The organism is Streptomyces yaizuensis, from assembly GCF_034961445.1.
In the GTDB taxonomy this organism is placed as follows: Bacteria; Actinomycetota; Actinomycetes; order Streptomycetales; family Streptomycetaceae; genus Streptomyces; species Streptomyces yaizuensis.
This window is the reverse complement of sequence record NZ_BSBI01000018.1, coordinates 68188-90711: the sequence shown is the minus strand read 5'-3', so window position 1 is coordinate 90711 and position 22524 is coordinate 68188. Positions and strand designations below refer to the sequence as shown.

The following is a 22524-nucleotide window of genomic DNA, read 5'->3' as shown; positions in this document are numbered from 1 at the left end:
GCGGCGAAAGCCCCATCGAGGAGTTAACGCGAAATGATCCCTCTGTCCTTTGCGCAGCGGCGGCTGTGGTTCATCGACCGGTTCGAAGGGCCGTCGGCGACCTACAACATCCCGTTCGTGCTGCGGCTGAGCGGAGCGCTCGACGTGGATGCTCTGTCCTCGGCGGTGGCGGACGTCGTGGAGCGGCACGAGAGCCTGCGGACCCTGTTCGTGGAGGACGCCGCCGGCCTGCCGGTGCAGCGGGTCGCCGCGGCCGGTGAGCACCCGCTCGCGGTGCCGGTGGTGGACGTCCCTGCCGACGAGGTGGCGGACCACCTCGCCCGGGTGGGGGCGTACGCCTTCGACCTCGCCGCCGAGATCCCCGTACGCGCCGAGATCCTGCGGGTGGGGGCCGGTGAGCATCTGCTCGCGCTGGTGGTGCACCACGCCGCCGCCGACGGCGAGTCGATGGGGCCGCTCGCCCGTGACCTGGCCGCCGCGTACACGGCCCGGGTGGGCGGCGGTGCGCCGGACTGGCCGGAACTGGATGTGCAGTACGGGGACTACACGCTGTGGCAGCGGGAGCTGCTGGGCGACGGGGACGACCCGGACAGCGTGCTCGCCACCCAGCTGCGGTACTGGCGCGAGGAGCTGGCGGGCTGCCCGCAGCAGTCCCGGCTGCCGGTCGACCACCCGCGCCCGGCGGAGGCGAGCCACCGCGGGGACGCGGTCGAGTTCCTGATCGAGCCGGAGCTGCGGGCGGCCGTCGAACGGCTGGCGCGGGCCCACGGTTCGACGCTGTCCATCACGGTGCAGGCGGCTCTCGCGGTGCTGCTGCACCGGCTGGGCGCCGGGGACGACATCACGGTCGGGTCGACGATCGCGGGCCGCACCGACGAGGCGCTGACCGACCTCGTGGGCTTCTTCGTCAATACGTGGGTGCTGCGGGCCGACCTCTCCGGGAACCCGCCGCTGCGGGACGTCCTGGCCCGCGTCCGGGACAAGGCGCTCGACGCGTACGACCACCAGGCGGTGCCGTTCGAGCGGCTGGTGGAGGCCCTCAACCCGGAGCGGTCGACCGCGTACCACCCGTTCTTCCAGGTGATGTTCAGCTGGCAGACCGAGGCCGCGATCGATCTGGCGCTGCCGGGGCTCACGGCCCGTCTGGAGGCGGTGCCGAGCGGGACCGCCAAGTTCGATCTGGAGTTCAACTTCGCCGATGTCGACGGCGGGGTGCGGTGCACGCTGGAGTACGCGACCGATCTGTTCGAGCGGTCGACGGTCGAGGCGATGGGCGACCGGTTCGTCCGGGTGCTGCGGCAGCTCGTGGCCGATCCGGACGCCCGGGTGGGCGCGGTGGACGTGCTCGCGCCGGCCGAACGGGAGCTGCTGGCCCGGTTCGCCGACACCGCCGAGCCGACCCCGGAGCTGACCGTTCCGGGACTGTTCGAGCGGCAGGCGCGGCGTTCCCCCGACGCGGTCGCCGTCGTCTGCGGCGACACGGAGCTGACGTACGCGGAACTCGACGCGCGGGCCGGCCGGCTGGCGCGTGCGCTGGCCGGGCGGGGCGCGGGCCCCGAGACGCTGGTGGGTCTGGCGCTGCCGCGCTCAGCCGACCTCGTGACGGCGCTGCTGGCGATCCTGCGGTCCGGTGCCGCGTACGTACCGATCGACCCGCGCTATCCGAGCGCGCGGCTGGGGCTGATCCTGGCGGAGGCCCGTCCCCTGTTCCTGCTGTCGGACCGGGAGACGGCGAAGGTGCTCCCGGACGACGGGACACCCGTGCTCCACCTGGACGACCTGGACCTGGCCTCGGACACCGACACCGACCCGGACGCGGACCCGGACCCGGACGGACCGCAGGCGATGCCGGCGGTGGTCCGGCCGGACAATCTCGCGTACGTCATGTACACCTCGGGCTCCACGGGCACCCCGAAGGGCGTCGCGATCACCCACCACGGCGTCGTCAACGGCGTGCTGCGGCTGGCCGGCGCGGTCGGTCTGGAGCCCGGTTCCCGGATGCTGGCCGGCACATCGGTCAACTTCGACGTCTCGGTCTTCGAGATCGTCACCACGCTGAGCACCGGCGGCACCGTCGAGGTGGTCCGCGACGTCCTCGTCCTGGGCGAGCGCGACGGCTGGTCGGGCAGTGTCATCAGCACCGTCCCCTCGGTCTTCGCCGAGCTGATCGACGACATCGCGGGCAGGACCACCGTCGAGAGCGTGGTCTTCGCCGGTGAGGCGCTGCCGCACGCCCTGGTGGAGCGCGTCCGGGCGGCGTTCCCCGGCGTACGGGTGATCAACGCGTACGGGCAGAGCGAGAGTTTCTACGCGTCGACCTGCGACACCACCGGGCTGCCGGCCCGCTCAGGGAGCGCCCCGATCGGCGCTCCGCTGGGCAATATGCGGGCGTATGTCCTCGGTCCCGGGCTGACGCCGGTGCCACCGGGTGTGGTGGGCGAGCTGTATGTGGCGGGCGCGGTGGGGCGCGGCTACCAGGGCCGGCCGGCGCTGACCGCCGAGCGGTTCGTGGCGGACCCGTTCGGCCCGGCCGGGGAGCGCATGTACCGCACGGGCGATCTGGCCCGCTGGAACGCGGACGGCCAGCTGGAGTTCGCGGGCCGGGACGACGCCCAGATGAAGGTGCGCGGCTTCCGGATCGAGGCCGGGGAGGTGGAGGCGGCGCTGACGGCCCACCCCGGCGTCGAGCACGCGGTGGTGACGACGTACCAGCGGGGCGGTTCCAAGCAGCTGGTCGGCTATGTGGTGTCGGCGGGCGCGAGCGGCGGTACGGTCGCGAGCCTCGGCGACCTCGCGGTGGACCTGACCGCCGGTGTGTCGATGGCGGAGCTGCGGGCGTTCGTCTCGGAGCGGCTGCCGGAGTTCATGGTGCCGTCGGTGTTCGTGCCGCTGGACCGGCTGCCGCTGGCGCCGAACGGGAAGCTGGACCGGGCGGCCCTGCCGGAGCCGGTGGTCACGGGTGGCGTCTACCGCGCGCCGCGTTCGACGGCCGAACGGGTGCTCGCGGAGGTCCTGGCCGAGGTGCTGGGCGTGGACCGGGTCGGTCTGGACGACGACTTCTTCGCCGTCGGCGGGGACAGCATCCGGTCGATCCAGGTGGTGTCCAGGGCGCGGGCGCGGGGTGTGGAGGTCAGCCCGCGCGAGATCTTCCAGCGCCGGACGGTGGCGGGTCTCGCGGAGGTGGTCGCCGGGCGTGCGGCGGAGTCGGCCGTGGTCCTGACGGAGCTGCCCGGCGGCGGCACCGGACCCGTACCGCCCCTCCCCATGAATGGTTTCCTGCGAGACCTGGCAGCCGGCACGGACCGCTTCCCCATGACGACCGTGGTGGACCTCCCCGAGGGCATCGACGCGGACGGCATCGTCGCCACCCTGACCGCCGTCATCGACCACCACGACATCCTCCGCTCACGACAGACGGACGACGGCGGACTGTCCGTGGCCCCGGCGGGATCCGTCGACGTCCGGGCCCTGCTCCACCACGCCGGCGAGGACGCGCATCTCCAGCGCGAACTCAACGACGCCGTGGGCCGCCTCGACCCGGCGGCCGGCACCATGGCCCAGTTCACGTGGCTGGCACCGAACCGGCTGATCATCGCCCTGCACCACCTCGTCGTGGACGGCGTCTCCTGGCGGATCCTCCTGCCGGATCTGGCGGCGGCGTGGTCGCACATCCGCGACGGCCGCGCGCCCGGACTGCCCCCTGTCGGCACATCGGTGCGCCGCTGGGCGCACGCGCTGAACGAGGCGGCGACGAGCCCCGAGCGGACGGCCGAACTCGACACCTGGCGCACGATCGTCAACGGCCCGGACCCGCTCCTGGGCACCCGTGCCCTCGACCCGGCGGTCGACACCCAGTCCACGGTCAGGAGCTTCTGGGTCCGCCTGCCCGCCGACGTCACCGAGGCCGTGCTGACGGCGGTCCCGGCGGCGTTCCGCAGCGGCGTCAACGACGCCCTTCTCACCGCCCTCGCCCTCGCCGTCACCCGCTGGCGCCACCACCGGGGCATCGAGCAACCCACCACCCTCATCCGCCTCGAAGGCCACGGCCGCGAAGAGGAAGCCGTCCCCGGCGCCGACCTCTCCCGTACCGTCGGCTGGTTCACCAGCGTCTACCCCGTACGACTCGACCTCACCGGCATCCCCCTCGACGGCGACGACACCCCTGCCCGCGCGCTCAAGGCCGTCAAGGAGCAGCTGCTCGCCCTGCCGGACAAGGGGCTCGGTTACGGTCTGCTGCGCTATCTCAACCCGGAGACCGGGGCGGAGCTGGCGGCGGCGCCCTCGGGGCAGATCTCGTTCAACTACCTCGGGCGCTACTCCGCGACGGACATGCCGGAGGAACTGCGCGGCCTCGGCTGGACGCAGTCGGCCGACGGCGGCGACATGACGGCGGCGCTGGACCCGAAGCTGCCGGCCCTCGCCACGCTGGACCTGAACGCCCTGGTCACCGATGGCGCGGACGGTCCGCAGCTCCAGGCCCGGTTCGCGTTCCCCACCGGTGTCCTGACCGGTGACGCGGTGCACGAGCTGGCGGGGCTTTGGTGCGAGGCGCTGCGGGCGCTCGCGGACCACGTCACCCGGCCGGGCGCGGGCGGGCTCACCCCGTCCGACGTTCCGCTGGTCACCGTCGGGCAGGGGCAGATCGACACCTGGGAGCGGGCGTATCCCGGTCTCGCCGACGTCTGGCCGCTGACTCCGCTCCAGTCGGGGTTGTTGTTCCACGCGCAGCTCGCGGGCGCGTCCTACGACTCCTACCACATGCAGATGGTCTACCACCTGTCCGGACCGGTCGACCCCGACCGCATGCACGCCGCCGGACAAGCACTCATCGACCGGCACCCCAACCTGCGCACCGCCTTCGTCACCGACCACACCGGACACCCCGTCCAGCTCGTCACCCACCACACCCCCCTGCCCTGGCAGCACCTCACCGGCGGAACCGAGGCCCTCGACACCTACCTCACCCAGGACCGGGCCACCCCCTTCGACCCCGCACAACCACCCCTCATCCGCCTCGCCCTGCACACCAGCACACCCGACCGCTCCGAACTCGTCCTCACCGCCCACCACATCCTCTTCGACGGCTGGTCCCTCCCCCTCCTCCTCCAGGACCTCCTCCACCTCTACACCGACACCACCCCCCTCCCCCAACCGCCCCACTACCGCGACTTCCTCACCTGGCTCACCACCCAGGACACCACCACCGCCACCACCGCCTGGACCCACGAACTCCAAGGACTCGACGAACCCACACTCCTCGCCCCGGATCCCGCCGGTGAGCAGAGCGACGAGGTCGGGCAGGTCGACGTGGACATCCCGGCGGAGCTGTCCCGCCGGCTGGGTGTCCGCGCGGCCGAGCTGGGGATCACGCTCAACACCGTGGTCCAGGGCGCCTGGGCGCTCGTCCTCTCCGCCCTCACCGGCCGTCACGACGTCGTCTTCGGCGCCACCGTCTCGGGCCGGCCCCCGGCCCTGCCGCACGCCGACTCGACCGTCGGGCTCTTCATCAACACCCTCCCCGTGCGGGCCGCCCTCACCCCCTGGCAGTCCCTGCGGGACGTCCTCACCACCCTCCAGGACCGTCAGGCCGCACTGCTCGACCACCACCACCTCAGCCTCGCCGACATCCAGCACACCACCGGACTCCCCACCCTCTTCGACACCACCGTCGTCTTCGAGTCCTATCCGGTGGACCGGGTCGCGCTCACCGAGGCCCACTCGGCCGCCGGGGTGACCGTCACCGGCATCACCCCGTACACCGGCAGCCACTACCCGCTCGTGGTGACGGCGGACGCGGATCCGCATCTGCGGGTGGCGCTCCAGTACCAGCACCACCTGTTCGACGCGGAGGCCGTGACGGCGATCGCCGCGCGCTTCCACGACGTACTGGAACAGCTGGTCACGGACGCGTCCCTGCCGGTCGGGCGGCTCGGGCTGCCCGGCGCGGACGGACGGGAGCGGTTGCTGACGCGGTGGCAGGGCGAGCACCGCCCGATCGCGGCGGCCACCCTTCCCGCGCTGTTCGAGGCACGGGCCGCCGAGCGCCCCGACGCCGTCGCCGTCGAGGACGAGCGGGGCGCTCTGACCTACCGTGAGCTGGACGAGCGCGCCAACCGGCTCGCCCACCAGCTGCGGTCCCTGGGCGCCGGGGCGGAGTCCCGGGTGGGCCTGTGCGTCGAGCGCGGCTCCGCGCTGATCACCGGGCTCCTCGCGATCGTCAAGGCGGGGGCGGCCTATGTCCCGCTGGACCCCGGCTACCCGGCCGACCGGCTGGCGTTCATGCTGCGGGACTCCGGCGCCCGGCTCGTCGTCACGGACACCCGGTCCCGTACCGGTCTCGACCTGCCCGCCGGCTCCGGCGTCACCCTCGTCGACCTGGACGGGGACCGGGAGGCGATCGCGCGCCGCTCGCCGGCCGCCCCCGAGCCCCGTCCCGCGACCGGCGACCTCGCGTACGTCATCTACACCTCCGGTTCCACCGGCACCCCGAAGGGTGTGCTGGTGCCGCACACCGGCATCGCGAACCTGGCCGCCGCGCTGGCCGACCGGCTGGGAATCACCGCCGACAGCCGGGTGCTCCAGTTCGCGTCCGTCAGCTTCGACGGCGCCCTGATGGAAGTGCTCATGGCGCTGCCCGCCGGGGCGACGCTCGTCCTGCCGCCGCACGGCCCCGTCGTCGGCGAGGCCCTGGAGGAGTTCCTGCGGGACCGCCGGATCACCCACTCCCTGCTGGTGCCCTCCGTCGTCGCCGGTCTGGACCCCGCCGGGCTCACGGACCTGGCCGGGCTCGCCGTCGGCGGCGAGGCAAGCTCCGGCGAGCTGGTGGCCCGCTGGTCGGCGGGGCGCCGCCTGATCAACGCGTACGGTCCCACCGAGAGCACCATCGTGGCGACGATGAGCGAACCCCTCGCGGGCGACGCGACCCCGCCCATCGGCACGCCCGTCCCCAACACCCGGGTGTACGTGCTCGACGGCGCGCTGCGGCCGGTGCCCACCGGGGTCGCCGGTGACCTCTACATCGCGGGCCTCCATCTGGCGCGCGGCTACCACGGGCGTGCCGGACTGACGGCCGAGCGGTTCGTGGCCCACCCCTACGGCGGGCCCGGTGAACGGCTCTACCGCTCCGGCGACATGGCCCGCCGCCGCCCGGACGGCTCCCTCGAATACCTGGGCCGCGCCGACGACCAGGTCAAGATCCGGGGCTTCCGGATCGAACTCGGCGAGATCGAGAACGTGCTCAGCGGCCACCCCGGTGTCGAGCGTGCCGTGGTCGTGGCCCGGCCGACCGCGACCGGCGGCCACCAGCTGGCGGCGTACCTCGTCCCCACCCGGAAAGACGGGACAGGAGACGCAAGGGAAGCGGGGGAAGCGGGGCAAGCGGGAGAACTCGTCGCCGCCGTGCGCGCCCACGCCGGGGAGCGGCTGCCGGCCCACATGGTCCCGCCCGCCTTCGTGGTCCTGGACACCCTGCCCGTCACCGCGAACGGCAAGCTGGACCGGGCCGCGCTGCCCGAGCCCGAGCGCGGCGACGACACCGCCCGCAGGCCGCGCACCCCGCAGGAGGAAGTGGTGTGCGCCCTCTTCGCCGAGGTGCTGGGCGTGGACCGGGCCGGGCCCGACGACGACTTCTTCGCCCTCGGCGGGCACTCGCTGCTCGCCACCCGGCTGGTCAGCCGGATCCGGACCACGCTGGGCGCGGACGTCCCGATCCGGGCCGTCTTCGACTCGCCGACCGCCGCCGCGCTCGCCGCGCTGCTGACACCGGGAGCCTCCGGGCCGGGCGCACGGCCCGCGCTGCGCCCGGCCGTGGACCGGCCGGAGCGGACGCCGCTGTCGGCCGCCCAGCGCCGGCTGTGGTTCGTGGACAGGTTCGAGGGGCCGTCGCCCACGTACAACCTCCCCGTCGTGCTCCGGCTCGAAGGACCGCTGGACGTGGCCGCGCTGCGGGCCGCCCTGCACGACGTGGTCGTACGCCACGAAACGCTCCGGACGACGGTCGAGGAGGACGCTGCGGGCCACCCCCACCAGCGGGTCATCGCCCCCGGCGAGCTGTCCCTCGACATCCCCCTGACGACGCCGGCGCCCGAGGACCTGGACGCGGAGATCGCCGCCGAGGCGGCGCGCACCTTCGATCTCGCCGCCGAGCTGCCGGTCCGGGCCCGGATCCTGCGCGAGTCGCCCACCGCGCACGTCCTGCTGCTGGTCCTGCACCACATCGCCGGCGACGGCGAGTCGATTCCGCCGCTGACCCGCGACCTGGCCGCCGCGTACACCGCCCGCAGCGCGGGCAGGGCCCCGGACCGGCCGGGGCTGGCGGTCCAGTACGCCGACTACACCCTGTGGCAGAACGCGCTGCTCGGCGACGAGAGCGACCCGGGGAGCCGCGCGGCGGAGCAGCGCGCCTACTGGCAGGGCGAGCTGACCGGGCTGACGCAGCCGCTGCCGCTGCCGACGGACCGGCCCCGTCCTGCGGCGCCCAGCCACCGGGGTGACGTGGTCGACTTCGCCCTGGACGGCGCTCTCGCGGCGTCGGTGCGGGAGCTGGCGGCGGCGCGGGGCGCGACCGTGTCCATGGTGCTCCAGGCGGCGTTCGCGGTACTGCTGCGGCAGTCCGGCGGCGGTGACGACCTCGCCATCGGCTCACCGATCGCGGGCCGTACCGACGAGGGTCTGGCGGATCTGGTCGGGTTCTTCGTCAACACCTGGGTGCTGCGCGTCCGGATACCGCGGGAGCCGTCGTTCGCGCGGATCGTGGACCAGGTGCGGGACAAGGCACTGGCCGCGTACGACCATCAGGATCTCCCGTTCGAGCGGCTGGTGGAGCTGCTGAACCCGGACCGGTCCCCCGCGTACCACCCGCTCTTCCAGGTGATGTTCGGGTGGCAGCACATCCAGCGCGGAGACTTCCCGCTGGGCGGGGTGCGGGCGGAGCTGCGGACGGTCCCCACGGGGACGTCGAAGTTCGATCTCTTCCTGACCATGGCCGATGTGCCGGACGAAGGGGTGGTCGGCTTCCTGGAGTACGCGACCGACCTGTTCGACCGGTCGACCGCCGAGGGGCTGACGGACCGTTTCGTCACGACGCTCCGGGAGCTGGTGGCCCGGCCGGAGGCGCCGCTGCCCGCACTCGCTCCGGCATCCGCACCGGCACCTGCGGTGGCTCCGGCCTCGTCACGGACCACCCGCAGGGCGGAGTTCCGCGCGCCCCGCACCCCGGTCGAGCAGCTGCTCGCGGGGGTGTTCACGAAGGTGCTGGGCGCCGACCGGGTCGGTCTGGACGACGATTACTTCCTGCTGGGCGGGGACAGCATCCGCTCCCTCCAGATCGTGGCCGGCGCCCGGGAACAGGGGCTGGAGCTGAAGCCCCGGGACGTGTTCGAGCGCCGGACGGTGGCGGGTCTGGCGGAGGTGGTCGCCGGGCATGCGGCGGAGTCGGCCGTGGTCCTGACGGAGCTGCCCGGCGGCGGCACCGGAACCGTCCAGCCCCTCCCCATGAACGGCTATCTGCGGGATCTGGCGGCCGGGACCGACCGCTTCCCCATGACGACCGTGGTGGACCTCCCCGAGGGCATCGACGCGGACGGCATCGTCGCCACCCTGACCGCCGTCATCGATCACCACGACATCCTCCGCTCACGCTGCACGGACGATGGCGGACTCGCCGTGGCTCCCGCAGGATCCGTCGACGTCCGGGCCCTGCTCCACCACGCCGGTGAGGACGCGCATCTCCAGCGCGAACTCAACGACGCCGTGGGCCGCCTCGACCCGGCGGCCGGAACGATGGCCCAGTTCACGTGGCTGGCACCGAACCGGCTGATCATCGTCCTGCACCACCTCGTCGTGGACGGCGTCTCCTGGCGGATCCTGCTGCCGGACCTCGCCACCGCCTGGTCCCGCATCCGCGACGGCCGCACCCCCGAACTGCCGGCCGTGGGGACCTCCGTACGCCGCTGGGCGCACGCGCTCAACGAAGCGGCCACGAGTCCCGAGCGGACCGCCGAACTCGACACCTGGCGCACGATCGTCAACGGCCCGGACCCGCTCCTGGGCAGCCGTGCCCTCGACCCGACGGTCGACACCCAGTCCACGGTCAGGAGCTTCTGGGTCCGCCTGCCCGCCGACGTCACCGAAGCCGTGCTGACGACGGTCCCGGCGGCGTTCCGCAGCGGCGTCAACGACGCCCTTCTCACCGCCCTCGCCCTCGCCGTCACCCGCTGGCGCCACGAGAGGGGCATCGAGCAACCCACCACCCTCATCCGCCTCGAAGGCCACGGCCGCGAGGAAGAAGCCGTCCCCGGCGCCGACCTCTCCCGCACCGTCGGCTGGTTCACCAGCGTCTACCCCGTACGACTCGACCTCACCGGCATCCCCCTCGATGACGCCTACGCGTCCGGGCCCACCACGGGTCATGTCCTGAAGTCCGTCAAGGAACAGCTTCTGGCGATCCCCGGCAAGGGGCTCGGCTACGGTCTGCTGCGCCATCTCAACCCGGACACGCGGGCGGAGCTGGCGGCGGCGCCCTCGGGGCAGATCTCGTTCAATTACCTCGGCCGGTTCTCGACCGCCGACATGCCCGAGGAGCTGCGCGGCCTCGGCTGGACGCAGTCGGCCGACGGCGGTGATGTGCTGGCGGCGCTGGACCCGAAGCTGCCGGCCCTCGCCACGCTGGACCTGAACGCCCTGGTCACCGATGAGGGCGACGGGCCGTCGCTCCGCGCCCGGTTCGCGTTCCCCACGGGTCTTCTCGGCGAGGACGAGGTACGGGAGCTGGCGGACCTGTGGTGCGACGCGCTCACCGCGATCGCGCGTCATACGACGGCCCCCGGCGCGGGCGGGCTCACCCCGTCCGACGTCCCGCTGGTCACCGTCGGACAGGCGGAGCTGGTGGAGTGGGAGCGCGGCCATCCGGGCCTGGTGGATGTCTGGCCGCTGACTCCGCTCCAGTCGGGGTTGCTGTTCCACGCGCAGCTCGCGGGCGCTTCGTACGACGCCTACCACATGCAGATGGTCTACCACCTGTCCGGACCGGTGGACCCCGACCGCATGCGCGCCGCCGGACAGGCACTCCTGGACCGGCACCCCAACCTGCGCACCGCCTTCGTCACCGACCACACCGGACACCCCGTCCAGCTCGTCACCCAGAGCGCTGCGCTCCCCTGGCAGCACCTCACCGCCTCCGGGGGGACCGAGGCCCTCGACACCTACCTCACCCAGGACCGCAACACCCCCTTCGACCTCGCACAACCACCCCTCATCCGCCTCGCCCTCCACACCAGCACACCCGACCGCTCCGAACTCGTCCTCACCGCCCACCACATCCTCTTCGACGGCTGGTCCCTCCCCCTCCTCCTCCAGGACCTCCTCCACCTCTACACCGGCACCCCCCTCCCCCAGACCCCCCACTACCGCGACTTCCTCACCTGGCTCACCACCCAGGACACCACCACCGCCACCACCGCCTGGACCCACGAACTCCAAGGACTCGACGAACCCACACTCCTCGCCACAGGCCAGGAGGACCACGGCGCGGCCGACGGCGGGGCGGGAAAGACGGACGTACCGGTGCCGGCCGAGCTGTCCGCGCTGCTGAGCGCCCGCGCGACCGAACTCGGGGTCACGCTCAACACGGTCGTCCAGGGCGCCTGGGCGCTCGTCCTCTCCGGCCTCACCGGACGCGACGACGTCGTCTTCGGCTCCACCGTCTCCGGCCGGCCCCCGGCCCTGCCGCGGGCGGAGAGCATGGTGGGCCTGTTCATCAACACCCTCCCGGTCCGCGTCACCCTCTCGCCCTGGCAGTCCCTGCGGGACGTCCTCACCACCCTCCAGGACCGTCAGACCGCGCTCCTGGACCACCACCACCTCAGCCTCGCCGACATCCAGCGCACCACCGGACTCCCCACCCTCTTCGACACCACCGTCGTCTTCGAGTCCTATCCGGTGGACAGCGCGGAACTGGCCCGTGCGGGGAGCGGGACGGACTTCGCGATCAGCGGTTTCACCGCCACCAGCGGGACGCACTACCCGCTCGGTCTCTCGGCCACGGCCGAACCGGAGCTGCGGCTCGAACTGCACCACCGTGCCGGTCTGATCGGCCGGGCCACCGCCGAGGACGTCGCGGACCGCCTCGGCCGGGTACTGCGGCAGCTGGCCACGGACCCGGACACTCCGGTCGGCCGGCTGGCCGGGCCGGCGCCCGCCGAGCGGGAGCGGTGGCTGAACGCCGCCGCCGGACCGGCCTCCGGTCCGGCCGCCGACTCCGTGGCCGCGCTGTTCGCCCGGCAGGCGGCGGCGACCCCGGACGCGACCGCCGTCGTCTTCCAGGACACGGAACTGACGTACGCGGAACTCCGCACCCGGGTCGACCGGCTGGCGCGCGAGCTGGTCCGGCGCGGGGTGCGGCCGGGTTCGGTGGTGGCGGTGTCGCTGCGGCGCTCGCCCGAGCTGGTGGTGGCGCTGCTGGCGGTGATGACGGCCGGGGGCGCGTATCTGCCGGTGGACCACGCCCATCCGGCGGACCGGATCGCGTACGCGGTGACGGATTCCGGGGCAGGTCTGGCCCTGGTGGACGCGGCGACGGCCGGGGCGCTGGCCCCGACGGGCCTTCCGGCGCTCCGGGTGGACGAGCCGCTGCCGGCGGCCGGAGGCACCACGGCGGACCCGGTCCCTGAGGTCCCCAGTGTCCCTGGTGTCTCCGGTGTCTCCGTGGACGATGTCGCGTACGTCATCTACACCTCCGGTTCGACGGGCCGCCCGAAGGGGGTCGCGGTCACCCACCGGGGGGTCGCGAGCCTGGTGGCCGCGCATGTGACCCGGATGGGGATCACCGGCGGCAGCCGGATGCTCCAGCTCGCCTCGCCGAGTTTCGACGTATCGCTGTGCGAGCTGTTCACGGTGCTGCTGTCGGGTGCGGCGGCCGTCATCGCCGACCCGGAGGAGCTGGCTCCGGGGGCCCCGCTGGCCGCGACCCTCGCCGCGCGCCGGGTGACGCATGTGATGATGACGCCGCCGGTGCTGGCCGCACTGCCCGACGACGCCCTGACCACCGTCGAGTGCCTGGTGGTGGGCGGCGAGGCGACCCCGCCGGAGCTGATCGCCCGCTGGTCGGCGGGGCGCCGGATGCTCAATGTGTACGGTCCGACGGAGACCACGGTGTGCGCCACGATGGGCGCTCCGCTGACGGGTGACGGCGGTGTCCTCACCATCGGCCGGCCCATCGAGGACACCCGGGTGTACGTCCTGGACGGCGGGCTGCGGCCGGTGCCGGCCGGGGTGCCGGGGGATCTGTACATCGCGGGCGCGGGTGTGGCGCGCGGCTATGTGGGCCGGCCCGGTCTGACGGCCGAGCGGTTCGTGCCCTGCCCGTTCGGTCCTGCGGGTGCGCGGATGTACCGGACCGGCGATGTGGCCGTGTGGACGGAGGACGGCGAGCTGGTCTTCCGGGGCCGTGCCGACGACCAGGTGAAGATCCGGGGCTTCCGGATCGAGCCGGGCGAGGTGGAGGCGGCCCTGCTGTCCCTGCCGGGCGTGGCGCGGGCGGTCGTCGTGGTGGACGAGCGGCCGGGCGACCGGCGGCTGGTGGCGTACGTCGTCCCCGGGACCGGTCGGGACCTCGATCCGGGTGCCGGGCGGGACCTCGATCCGGGTGCCGGGCGGGACCTCGATCCGGTGGAGCTGCGGCGGCGCCTCGGCGGGCTGCTGCCGGAGCATCTGGTCCCGTCGGTGGTGATGGCCATCCCGGAGCTGCCGCTGACCGCCAGTCAGAAGCTGGACCGGCGGGCGCTGCCGGCGCCCGACTACGGGGCCGCCGCCGGCGGCGCCGAGCCGACGACCCTGCGGGAGACCCTGCTGTGCGGGTTGTTCGCGGAGGTGCTGGGCGTGGACCGGGTCGGTGCGGACGACGGGTTCTTCGCGCTGGGCGGGCATTCGCTTCTGGCGTCCCGGCTGATCGGCCGGATCCGGGTGGTGCTCGGCGCGGAGGTGCCGCTGCGGGTGGTGTTCGGTACGCCGACACCTGCCGGTCTCGCGGCCTGGCTGGAAACCGACGGAGGCTCGGCGGAGTCGTCGGATCCGTACCAGCCGGTGCTGACCATCCGGAAGGAGGGCGACCGGGAGCCGCTGTGGTGGGTCCACCCGGGGGGCGGGCTGTGCTGGCCGTATCTCGGGTTCGCGGACGGGCTCCCGGCGGACCGGCCGGTCCTCGGGCTCCAGGCGAAGGGCTTCGACGGCGTGACCGCGCTGCCCGGCTCGGTGGCGGAGGTCGTCGCCGACTACGTCGGGGAGGTGCTGGCCGTACAGCCGAAGGGTCCGTTCCATCTGCTGGGCCACTCCACGGGCGGCACGCTGGCGCACGCCATGGCCGCCGAACTCCGCCGCCAGGGGCACGAGGTGGCGCTGCTCGCGCTGCTGGACAGTGTGCCCAGCTCGCTGCTCGCGGACCGGGCGGCGCCCACCGAGGCCGAGATCCGCGCCTATTTCGCCCGGCATCTCGCCGGGTCGGCGGGGTCGGCCGACCACGAGGCCCTGGTGGACCGCGCCGTCGCGGTGGGTCTGAACTACACGCGGATCATGCGCGGCTCCGGGGTGCCGGAGTACGACGGCGACGCGCTGTTCTTCAACGCCGTACCGAAGCCGGAGGGGTCGTTCGCGGACCTCTGGCGACCGCACATCCGCGGTGAGGTGCGGGAGTACGACATCCACAGCTCCCACGAGGACCTGTATCTGCCGCGGCAGGCCGCCGCGATCTGCTCGATCATCTGCCAGGAACTGGCCGGAAACTGAGGGGACGATGTCTGTGGACATCCAGGAACGCGAAAACCAGGAACACCGGGAACGACCGATTTCGGAAGGGGTGACCCGGGCCGGGGAGCGGGACCGGGCGGACGGCCGGGGGCCGGAGGGCGAGCCGTACGACGTCGTGGGCATCGGTTTCGGCCCGTCGAGCCTGTCGCTGGCGATCGCGCTGGAGGAGCACCCGGAGCCGCTGCGGGCCGCTTTCTTCGAGCGTCAGCCGGCGCTGGGCTGGCACCAGGGGATGCTGGTGCCGTCGGCGAAGATGCAGGTCTCCTTCCTCAAGGATCTGGCCACGTTCCGGAACCCCACCTCGTCGTTCAGCTTCGTGGCCTATCTGCACGAGCGGGGGCGGCTGGCGCGGTTCGTCAACAACCAGGACTTCTACCCGACGCGGCGCGAGTTCCACGACTATCTCGACTGGGCGGAGACCCGGCTGCGCCACCGGGTGTCGTACGGCGCCGAGGTGACGGCGGTCGAGCTGGCGGGGGCCGCCGGGCGGGGCCCCGCGGACCGGGTGCGGATCGAGGTGAGCGACCCGGCCGCGCCGGGCGGCACCCGCAGCGTCGAGGCACGCAATGTGGTCGTCTCCACCGGTCTGGTGCCCCGGATGCCGGCCGGGATCGAGGCGGGTGGGCATGTCTGGCACAGCTCCGCGTTCCTGCACCGGTTCCGGGGGTGGAGCGGCGGCCCGCTGAAGCGGGTGGCCGTGGTCGGCGCGGGCCAGAGCGCGGCGGAGATCGTGCGGTTCCTGTACGACACCCTGCCGGACGCGCGGATCTCGGCGATCCTGCCCTCGTACGGGTACTCGATCGCGGACAGCACGCCCTTCGCGAACCAGGTCTTCGACCCGGGCGCGGTGGACGACTTCTACCGCGGTTCGCAGCGGGCGAAGGACGCGATCTGGGAGCGCCACCGCAACACCAATTACTCGGTGGTGGACGACGAGGTGATCCGGGGCCTCTACCAGCGGGCCTACGACGACGAGGTCAGCGGGGAGCGGCGGCTGGACTTCGTCAATCTGTCCCGGGTCGCGGGCGTGGCGCGGACCGGGGACACCACCCGGGTGACGGTCCGTTCGCTGGCCGACGAGGACGAGTACGACCTGGACGTGGATGTCCTGGTGTGCGCGAGCGGGTACGACCCGATGGACCCGGCACGGGTCCTGGGCGGCCTCGACAAGTACTGCCCGCGGGACGAGCAGGGCCGTTACCGGGTGGGCCGCGACTATCGCGTGGCCACCACGGACGACCTGTCGTGCGGGATCTATCTGCAGGGCGGCACCGAGCACACGCACGGTCTCTCGTCGTCCCTGCTGTCCAACATCGCGGTCCGCGGCGGCGAGATCGCGGACTCGATCATCGCCGGGCGCACCGCCCGGGGGAAGGGAGCTGCGGCATGAGCGGCAACCCGTTCGACGACGCCGACGGCCGGTTCCATGTGCTGGTGAACGACGAGGAGCAGCATTCGCTGTGGCCGACGTTCGCGGCGGTGCCGGAGGGCTGGCGGGTGGTCCTGGACGACGGGAGCCGGGCGGCGTGCCTGGCCTATGTCGAGGAGCACTGGACCGATATGCGTCCCCGGAGTCTGCGGGAGGCGATGGCGGGGGACGGCCGGGCCGCCGCGGGCTGACCGGCGGGAGGGGGCGCGGAGGCGCCCGAAGCACGGAAGCACGGAAGCACGGAAGCACGGAAGCACGGAAGCACAGGGAACGGCAGGGACGAGGGAATCGCATGACAGCGCTGGCCGAACGGTGGGGCATCCACCCGGAGCACTTCTGGTTGTACGGCCGTCGGCCGGAGCGGCTGGTCCGTTTCGACGAGCAGATGGACGCGTGGAACGTGTACGGCTACCCGGAGGCGATGGAGGTCCTCGGGGATCCGGGGACGTTCTCGTCGGACACGGCGAAGCTGCTGCCGATGGGGATGGACGAGTCGTTCACGGAGGGGGATCTGCTCCAGACGGATCCGCCGGACCACCGGGAGCTGCGGAAGCTGGTGAGCCACGCGTTCACGCCGAAGGTCGTGGCGGATCTGGAGCCGAGGATCACGGAGGTGACGCGGGAGCTGCTGGACGCGGTGGCGGACGAGGAATCGTTTGATCTGATGGGCTCGCTGGCGTATCCGCTGCCGGTGACGGTGGTCGCGGAGCTGCTGAGCATTCCCGCCGCCGACCGGTATCTGCTGGAGAAGTGGATGCGCGGGATGACGGAGAGCCTGGGCGATCTGTCGATGTCCGACGACACGGCGGAGCAGGAGCGGGTCTTCGAGCAGTCGATGGCGCCGATGCGGGAGATGCTGGCGTATCTGCGCGAGCACACGGCGGCGTGCCGGGGCCGGCGGCGGCAGGACGATCTGCTGGGGCGGCTCATCGAGGCCCGGGTGGGCGGTGAGCGGCTGACGGACAACCACATCGTCAACTTCGGGAAGATGCTGCTGATCGCGGGGTATCTGACCACGACGATGCTGATCGGGAACACGGTGCTCTGCCTGGACAACTATCCGGAGCAGGCCGCGAAGGTCCGTGCGGACAGGTCGCTGGTGCCGGGGCTGCTGGAGGAGTCCATGCGGTATCTGAGCCCGGTGGCGGCCACGTACCGGGCGACGACCCGGGAGGTGGAGGTCGCGGGGCAGCGGATGGAGCCGGGGAAGATGGTCCTGGTCTGGTACGGGGCCGCCAACCGGGACGAGCGGCAGTTCACCGATCCGCACGCGTTCGACGTGACCCGGGAGCGGAACGCCCATCTGGGCTTCGGCCGGGGCATCCACTTCTGTCTGGGTGCGCCGCTGGCGCGGATGGAGGGCCGGGTGGCGATGAACCTGCTCTTCGACCGTTTCTCGGAGATCAGGACGGATCCGGAGAGGACGCCGGTGTTCTCGCCGGGCTATGACACGACGGGGGTGAATGTGCTGCCGGTCCGGGTGACCCGGGCATGAGCCGGTGACCTGCGGGAGCCGGTGACCCGGGCGTGCGCCGGTGACCTGACTGGAGTCGCCGGCCTCGGGGCTCCCCCGCCGGGGCCACCGCGCGGTCACCGTTGCGCCATTGTGGCGCATGTGGTGCACGACCCCGGGAAAACCGACCCGCGCACCCCCATCCCTCCACGTGGGAGGGGGTTTCCCGCCCCGAAGCCAGCCCTTTGACGCCATACAGAGCCCGCTTTGACGCCGCTTTCCTCCCTGCGCCGTTGTCAATGGCGCCATTAATGTGTCACTATGGCGCTATGGGCGGTCGGGGCATACCGGCCCCGCCCCTTCGGGTGCGGCAGCCCGTGTGCATCCGACCAGCTCCGACCAGCTCACCAGGGAGTTCCGGCATGACCACGTTCGACACCCCAGACCCGATCTCCGTGCGGATCGAACTCGCCACGGGGGACATCCACCTCACGGCCGGTCCGCGGACGGACACGGTGGTCGAGGTCCGTCCGAGCGACGGCTCCAGCGCCGCGGACGTCAAGGCCGCGGCGGACACCAAGGTCGACTTCTCCCGGGGCAAGCTGCTGATCAAGGGGCAGCCGCTGCGCCGCTCGGCCTCGGTCTCGCGCGGCGGCTCGGTCGACGTGATCATCGGTCTGCCGGAGGGCTCCGAGGTCCGGGGCAGCGGGGCCTGGGCGACGCTGCGCGGCGAGGGCCCGCTCGGCGAGTGCCGGTTCGATGTCGCCGAGGGCGACATCCGCCTCGGCCAGGCCGGCCCGGTGCGCCTGTCCACGTCCCACGGACAGATCGTGGTCGCCCGGGCGGGCGGCCCCGCGCGGATCGCCAACGGCTCGGGGACCATCCGGGTCGACCGGATCGACGGCAGCGCCTCCGTCTCCAACGACATGGGCGAGACCCGGATCGGCGAGATCACCGGCGAGCTGAAGCTCACCGGGATGAACGCGGACTTCCGGGTCGGGCGCGCCCACGACGACATCGAGGTGAAGACCTCGCACGGCAGCGTCCGGATCGGTGAGGTGGCGCGCGGACTGGTCTCCATCACCGCGGCCTCCGCCGAGATCGAGGTCGGGATCCGGGAGGGCACCTCCGCCAAGCTGGATGTCAGCACGGCATCGGGCAGCGTCCGCAACCAGCTCGAAGGGGCCTCGGGCCCAAAGAAAACCGATGAGGTCGTCGAGGTGCGCGCCCGCACCTATGGCGGCGACATCGTCATCCGCCGCTCCTGGTGACCCGTGACCCCATGACCCCGTGAGGGCGGCGCGCGCGGCCCGCCGACCGCGCCCGCGCCGCCCGGCCGGGCATCGAGCCACGGCCCCGGTGGGCCCGGAAGCGAAGCGACCGTACAGCCCCCGGCGGCCCTGCGGCGGCCCGGAAATCGTCCGTCCCCCGAGCGGTTTCCGGGCCGCACCCCGCTGCGAACGCCCGCCGACATCTGTCCACGACAAGGAATCCCCTATGACCACTCGCGAGAGAGTCGTCCTCGACGTCGACGGCCTGCGCATGAGTTACGGCACCACGGAAATCCTCCGGGACGTCGGCTTCCGGGTGCACCACGGCGAGGTGGTCTGCCTCCTCGGGCCGAACGGGGCCGGGAAGACCACCACCCTGGAAATCCTCGAAGGGTTCCGGATGCGGTCCGCCGGCCGGGTCGAGGTGCTGGGCACCGACCCGGCACAGGGCGACGAGCGGTGGCGCGCCCGCCTCGGCGTCGTCCTCCAGTCCTGGCGCGACCACGGCCGCTGGCGGGTCCGCGAACTCCTCGCCCACCTCGGCCGCTACTACGCCCCGTACAGCACCGGGCAGACCATCCGCCCCTGGGCCACGGACGAGCTGATCGAGGCCGTCGGACTGACCCCGCACGCGGGGAAGAAGGTACGGATGCTCTCCGGCGGCCAGCGGCGCAGGCTCGATGTGGCCGTCGGCCTCGTCGGCCGGCCCGAACTGCTCTTCCTGGACGAGCCCACCGCCGGTCTCGACCCCGTCGCGCGCCGCGAGTTCCACGGCCTGGTCGAGAGCCTGTCCGCGCAGCGGGACACCACCATCGTCCTCACCACCCACGACCTGCACGAGGCCGAGAAGCTGTCCGACCGGATCATGATCCTGGACGGCGGGCGGATCATCGCCGACGGCACGGCGGCCGAGCTGGCCCGCAGCATCGCCGACGAGGACGAGGTCCGCTGGACCCGCGACGGACAGCGGTACGAGCGGAACACCACCGAGTCGACCAAGTTCGTCCTCGACCTCTTCCGGCGGTACGGCGAGGAGATCGGCGAACTGGAGGTCCGCCGCGCCTCGCTGGAGGACACCTACCTCACCCTGGTACGGCGGGCCGAGGCCGGCCGCGCCGCCACCGACCAGCCGGACGAGCAGCACGAGGTGACCCGATGAACCCCCGAGCGACAGCACTCCGCGCGGGCTGGTCCCGTGGCCTGATCGAGCTGCGCCAGTCGGTCACCAACAGCGGCGACATCCTCAACCACCTGCTCTGGCCGGTGCTGATGCTCGTCGTCCTCTACTTCGTCCGGGACGTCTCCTTCCAGGACACCGGCTTCGACCTGGGTGCCCTGGTGCTGCCCAGCATCCTCGGCATGAACTCCGCCATGGCGATGGTCACCATGAGCCAGCTCCTCACGGCGGAACGGGAGGACGGCACCCTGCTGCGGGCCAAGGCCACCCCGAACGGCATGCTCGGCTATCTGACCGGGAAGGTGGTCTTCGTCTCCTTCGGGCTCGTCCTCGACCTCGCGATCTTCCTGATCCCCGGGCTGTTCCTCGTCCCCGGGATCTCCGTCGGCAGCGCCGGAGCCTGGCTCACCATGTTCTGGGTGCTGACCCTCGGTCTGCTGGCGACGCTCCCGATCGGCGCGGTCCTCGGCTCGCTCTTCGCCAGCGCCCGCAGCCAGGGCCTGATCATGCTGCCGATGATGGCGATGATCGCGACCTCGGGCATCTTCTACCCGGTGACGTCGATGCCGGACTGGGTCCAGTGGTTCGCCCAGGTCTTCCCGGTCTACTGGCTGGGCCTCGGCATGCGTTCCGCCCTGCTGCCGGACAGCGCGGCGGCCGTCGAGATCGGCGAGTCCTGGCGGCATCTGGAGACCGTCGGCGTGCTCGGGGCCTGGGCCGTCATCGGGCTGGCGCTCGCGCCGGTCGTCCTGCGCCGGATGGCACGCCGCGAGTCCGGCTCCTCCGTCGCCGAGCGCCGCGAGAAGGCCCTCCAGCGCATCGGCTGACCGCCGCCACCGCCACCACCCCCCCTTCCCACCCTCCTTCCCGTCCGCCGGAGCCCGCTCCGGCGGACGGGATTTCCGTGCTGTCCCGGTGCTGTCCTGGCGACGGGACAGCATCGGGACAGCGCAGGGCCCGGCACAGGGCCCGGCACCGGCACGGGCACGGGCACCGGCACGGGCACCGGCACCGGCACCGGCAAGGCGCGGACCTCACCGAAGCGCCGGCAACTCCCGCCAAAACCCGGCCGATCTTGACACTGCCATCCGGGCACTTGAACACTGGTGAAAGCCGATCGGCTCTCTTTCTCTTTCTCTCTCTTCCTCTCTCCTCCCATGGAAGGACACACCCATGACGTCGCCAGTCGACCAGTGGGGAATACATCCGGATCATTTCTGGCTGCGCGGAGAACGCCCCGCCGAACAGATCTCGTACGACGATGAACTGAAGATCTGGAACGTCTACGGCTATGCCGAGTGCGCCGAGATCCTCAGCAATCCGAAAGTATTCTCCAGCGATATGATGCGGCTCGACCCCATCAAACTGGACGAGGCCATCGTCGAGGGCGACTTCAGCCACACCGATCCGCCCCAGCACCGCAAGCTGCGCGGGCTCGTCGACCACGCCTTCACCCCGAAGCTGGTGGCCCGCCTGGAGTCCCGGGTCTCCACCGTCATCGGGGAACTGCTGGACGAGATCGCCGACCGGCCCCGGTTCGACCTGATGAAGGACTTCGCCGCGCCGCTCCCGCTCGTCATGATCTCCGATCTGATGGGCGTCCCGGCGGCCGACCGGGCACTGTTGCGCACCTGGATGGACAAGATGCTGGACGGTGGCGAGGAGTTCGAGTCGCCCGAGGAACAGCTCGCCGGCCAGGAGGAACTGGAACAGGAACTGTCCCTGCTCTGGGAAATGCGGGACTACTGGCGCGACCTCGCCGTGGCCCGCCGCGCCAAGCCGCAGGAAGACCTGATCAGTGAACTCGTCGCCGCCGAGATCGACGGCGAGCGGCTGAACGACAGCCAGATATCGAATATCTGCAATCGCCTGATGGTGAACGGCCACCTCACCACGGCCATGCTCATCGGCAATACCATTCTCTGCCTCGACGCCTTTCCCGATCAGAACGACAGGGCCCGCGCCGACCGTTCTCTCGTACCGGGACTCATCGAGGAATCGATGAGATTCATGAGTCCGATCTGCGGCGTCGGCCGGGCCACCAACACCGACGCGAAGATCGGCGGCACGGTCATCCCCAAGGACCAGATGCTGATCGCCTGGACGGGCGCCGCCAACCGGGACGAGCGGCAGTTCGCCGACCCGGACACCTTTGATCTGGAGCGGACGCCCAACGCGCATCTCGGTCTCGGCCGGGGCATCCACTTCTGCGTCGGACGCCAGCTGGCCCGCATGGAGGGCAAGGCGGCCATCAACGCCCTGCTGGACCGCTACCCCAGCATCACCACCGACCCGGACCGGCCCCCGACCTTCCTCCAGGTGGTCGACGCCGACGGGGTGGACACCCTGCCGGTGATCGCCTCCCCCGCCTGACCCCACGCCTGACCTGACGCCT

8 protein-coding genes are annotated in these 22524 nt (G+C 72.3%); all 8 read left to right on the top strand.

The annotated features are described in order from the left end of the window. The first annotated feature begins 33 nt into the window (after positions 1–33). The 8 genes from SYYSPA8_RS33025 (at position 34) to SYYSPA8_RS32990 (ending at position 22502) form a co-directional block, all read left to right on the top strand. The gene (locus tag SYYSPA8_RS33025) at positions 34–14778 is read left to right on the top strand and encodes a non-ribosomal peptide synthetase (protein WP_323451106.1); all 14745 of its coding nucleotides are present in this window, start codon (positions 34–36) and stop codon (positions 14776–14778) included. Positions 14779–14785: 7 nt separating this feature from the next. Then, on the top strand, positions 14786–16189 hold the full coding sequence (locus SYYSPA8_RS33020; RefSeq protein WP_323451105.1) for a lysine N(6)-hydroxylase/L-ornithine N(5)-oxygenase family protein: 1404 nt from the start codon (positions 14786–14788) through the stop codon (positions 16187–16189). After that, positions 16186–16419 (top strand): MbtH family protein, encoded by a 234-nt coding sequence (locus SYYSPA8_RS33015; protein ID WP_323451104.1) that lies wholly within the window; start codon positions 16186–16188, stop codon positions 16417–16419. Before SYYSPA8_RS33020 ends, SYYSPA8_RS33015 begins: the two co-directional genes overlap by 4 nt. A 101-nt stretch (positions 16420–16520) precedes the next feature. Next, entirely contained in the window at positions 16521–17723 is a 1203-nt protein-coding gene (locus SYYSPA8_RS33010; RefSeq protein WP_323451103.1) for a cytochrome P450, read from the top strand. 380 nt (positions 17724–18103) lie between these two features. Then, the gene (locus tag SYYSPA8_RS33005) at positions 18104–18952 is read left to right on the top strand and encodes a DUF4097 family beta strand repeat-containing protein (RefSeq protein WP_323451102.1); all 849 of its coding nucleotides are present in this window, start codon (positions 18104–18106) and stop codon (positions 18950–18952) included. A 226-nt stretch (positions 18953–19178) separates the two neighbouring features. Then, positions 19179–20111 (top strand): ABC transporter ATP-binding protein, encoded by a 933-nt coding sequence (locus SYYSPA8_RS33000; protein ID WP_323451101.1) that lies wholly within the window; start codon positions 19179–19181, stop codon positions 20109–20111. After that, the gene (locus SYYSPA8_RS32995; RefSeq protein WP_323451100.1) at positions 20108–20956 is read left to right on the top strand and encodes an ABC transporter permease; all 849 of its coding nucleotides are present in this window, start codon (positions 20108–20110) and stop codon (positions 20954–20956) included. The genes SYYSPA8_RS33000 and SYYSPA8_RS32995 overlap by 4 nt, the downstream gene beginning before the upstream one ends. Positions 20957–21302: 346 nt before the next feature. Further along, positions 21303–22502 carry a cytochrome P450 gene (locus tag SYYSPA8_RS32990; RefSeq protein WP_323451099.1) on the top strand — a complete coding sequence of 400 codons (1200 nt, stop codon included), beginning with the start codon at positions 21303–21305 and terminating at the stop codon, positions 22500–22502. The last annotated feature ends 22 nt before the right edge of the window (positions 22503–22524 follow it).

Excerpts from the sequence above, each read along its gene's own strand:
- SYYSPA8_RS33010 (WP_323451103.1), top strand. The coding sequence starts at position 16,521 with ATGACAGCGCTGGCCGAACGGTGGGGCATCCACCCGGAGCACTTCTGG.
- SYYSPA8_RS32990 (WP_323451099.1), top strand. The coding sequence starts at position 21,303 with ATGACGTCGCCAGTCGACCAGTGGGGAATACATCCGGATCATTTCTGG.
- SYYSPA8_RS33015 (WP_323451104.1), top strand. The coding sequence starts at position 16,186 with ATGAGCGGCAACCCGTTCGACGACGCCGACGGCCGGTTCCATGTGCTG.
- SYYSPA8_RS33005 (WP_323451102.1), top strand. The coding sequence starts at position 18,104 with ATGACCACGTTCGACACCCCAGACCCGATCTCCGTGCGGATCGAACTC.
- SYYSPA8_RS33025 (WP_323451106.1), top strand. The coding sequence starts at position 34 with ATGATCCCTCTGTCCTTTGCGCAGCGGCGGCTGTGGTTCATCGACCGG.
- SYYSPA8_RS32995 (WP_323451100.1), top strand. The coding sequence starts at position 20,108 with ATGAACCCCCGAGCGACAGCACTCCGCGCGGGCTGGTCCCGTGGCCTG.
- SYYSPA8_RS33000 (WP_323451101.1), top strand. The coding sequence starts at position 19,179 with ATGACCACTCGCGAGAGAGTCGTCCTCGACGTCGACGGCCTGCGCATG.
- SYYSPA8_RS33020 (WP_323451105.1), top strand. The coding sequence starts at position 14,786 with ATGTCTGTGGACATCCAGGAACGCGAAAACCAGGAACACCGGGAACGA.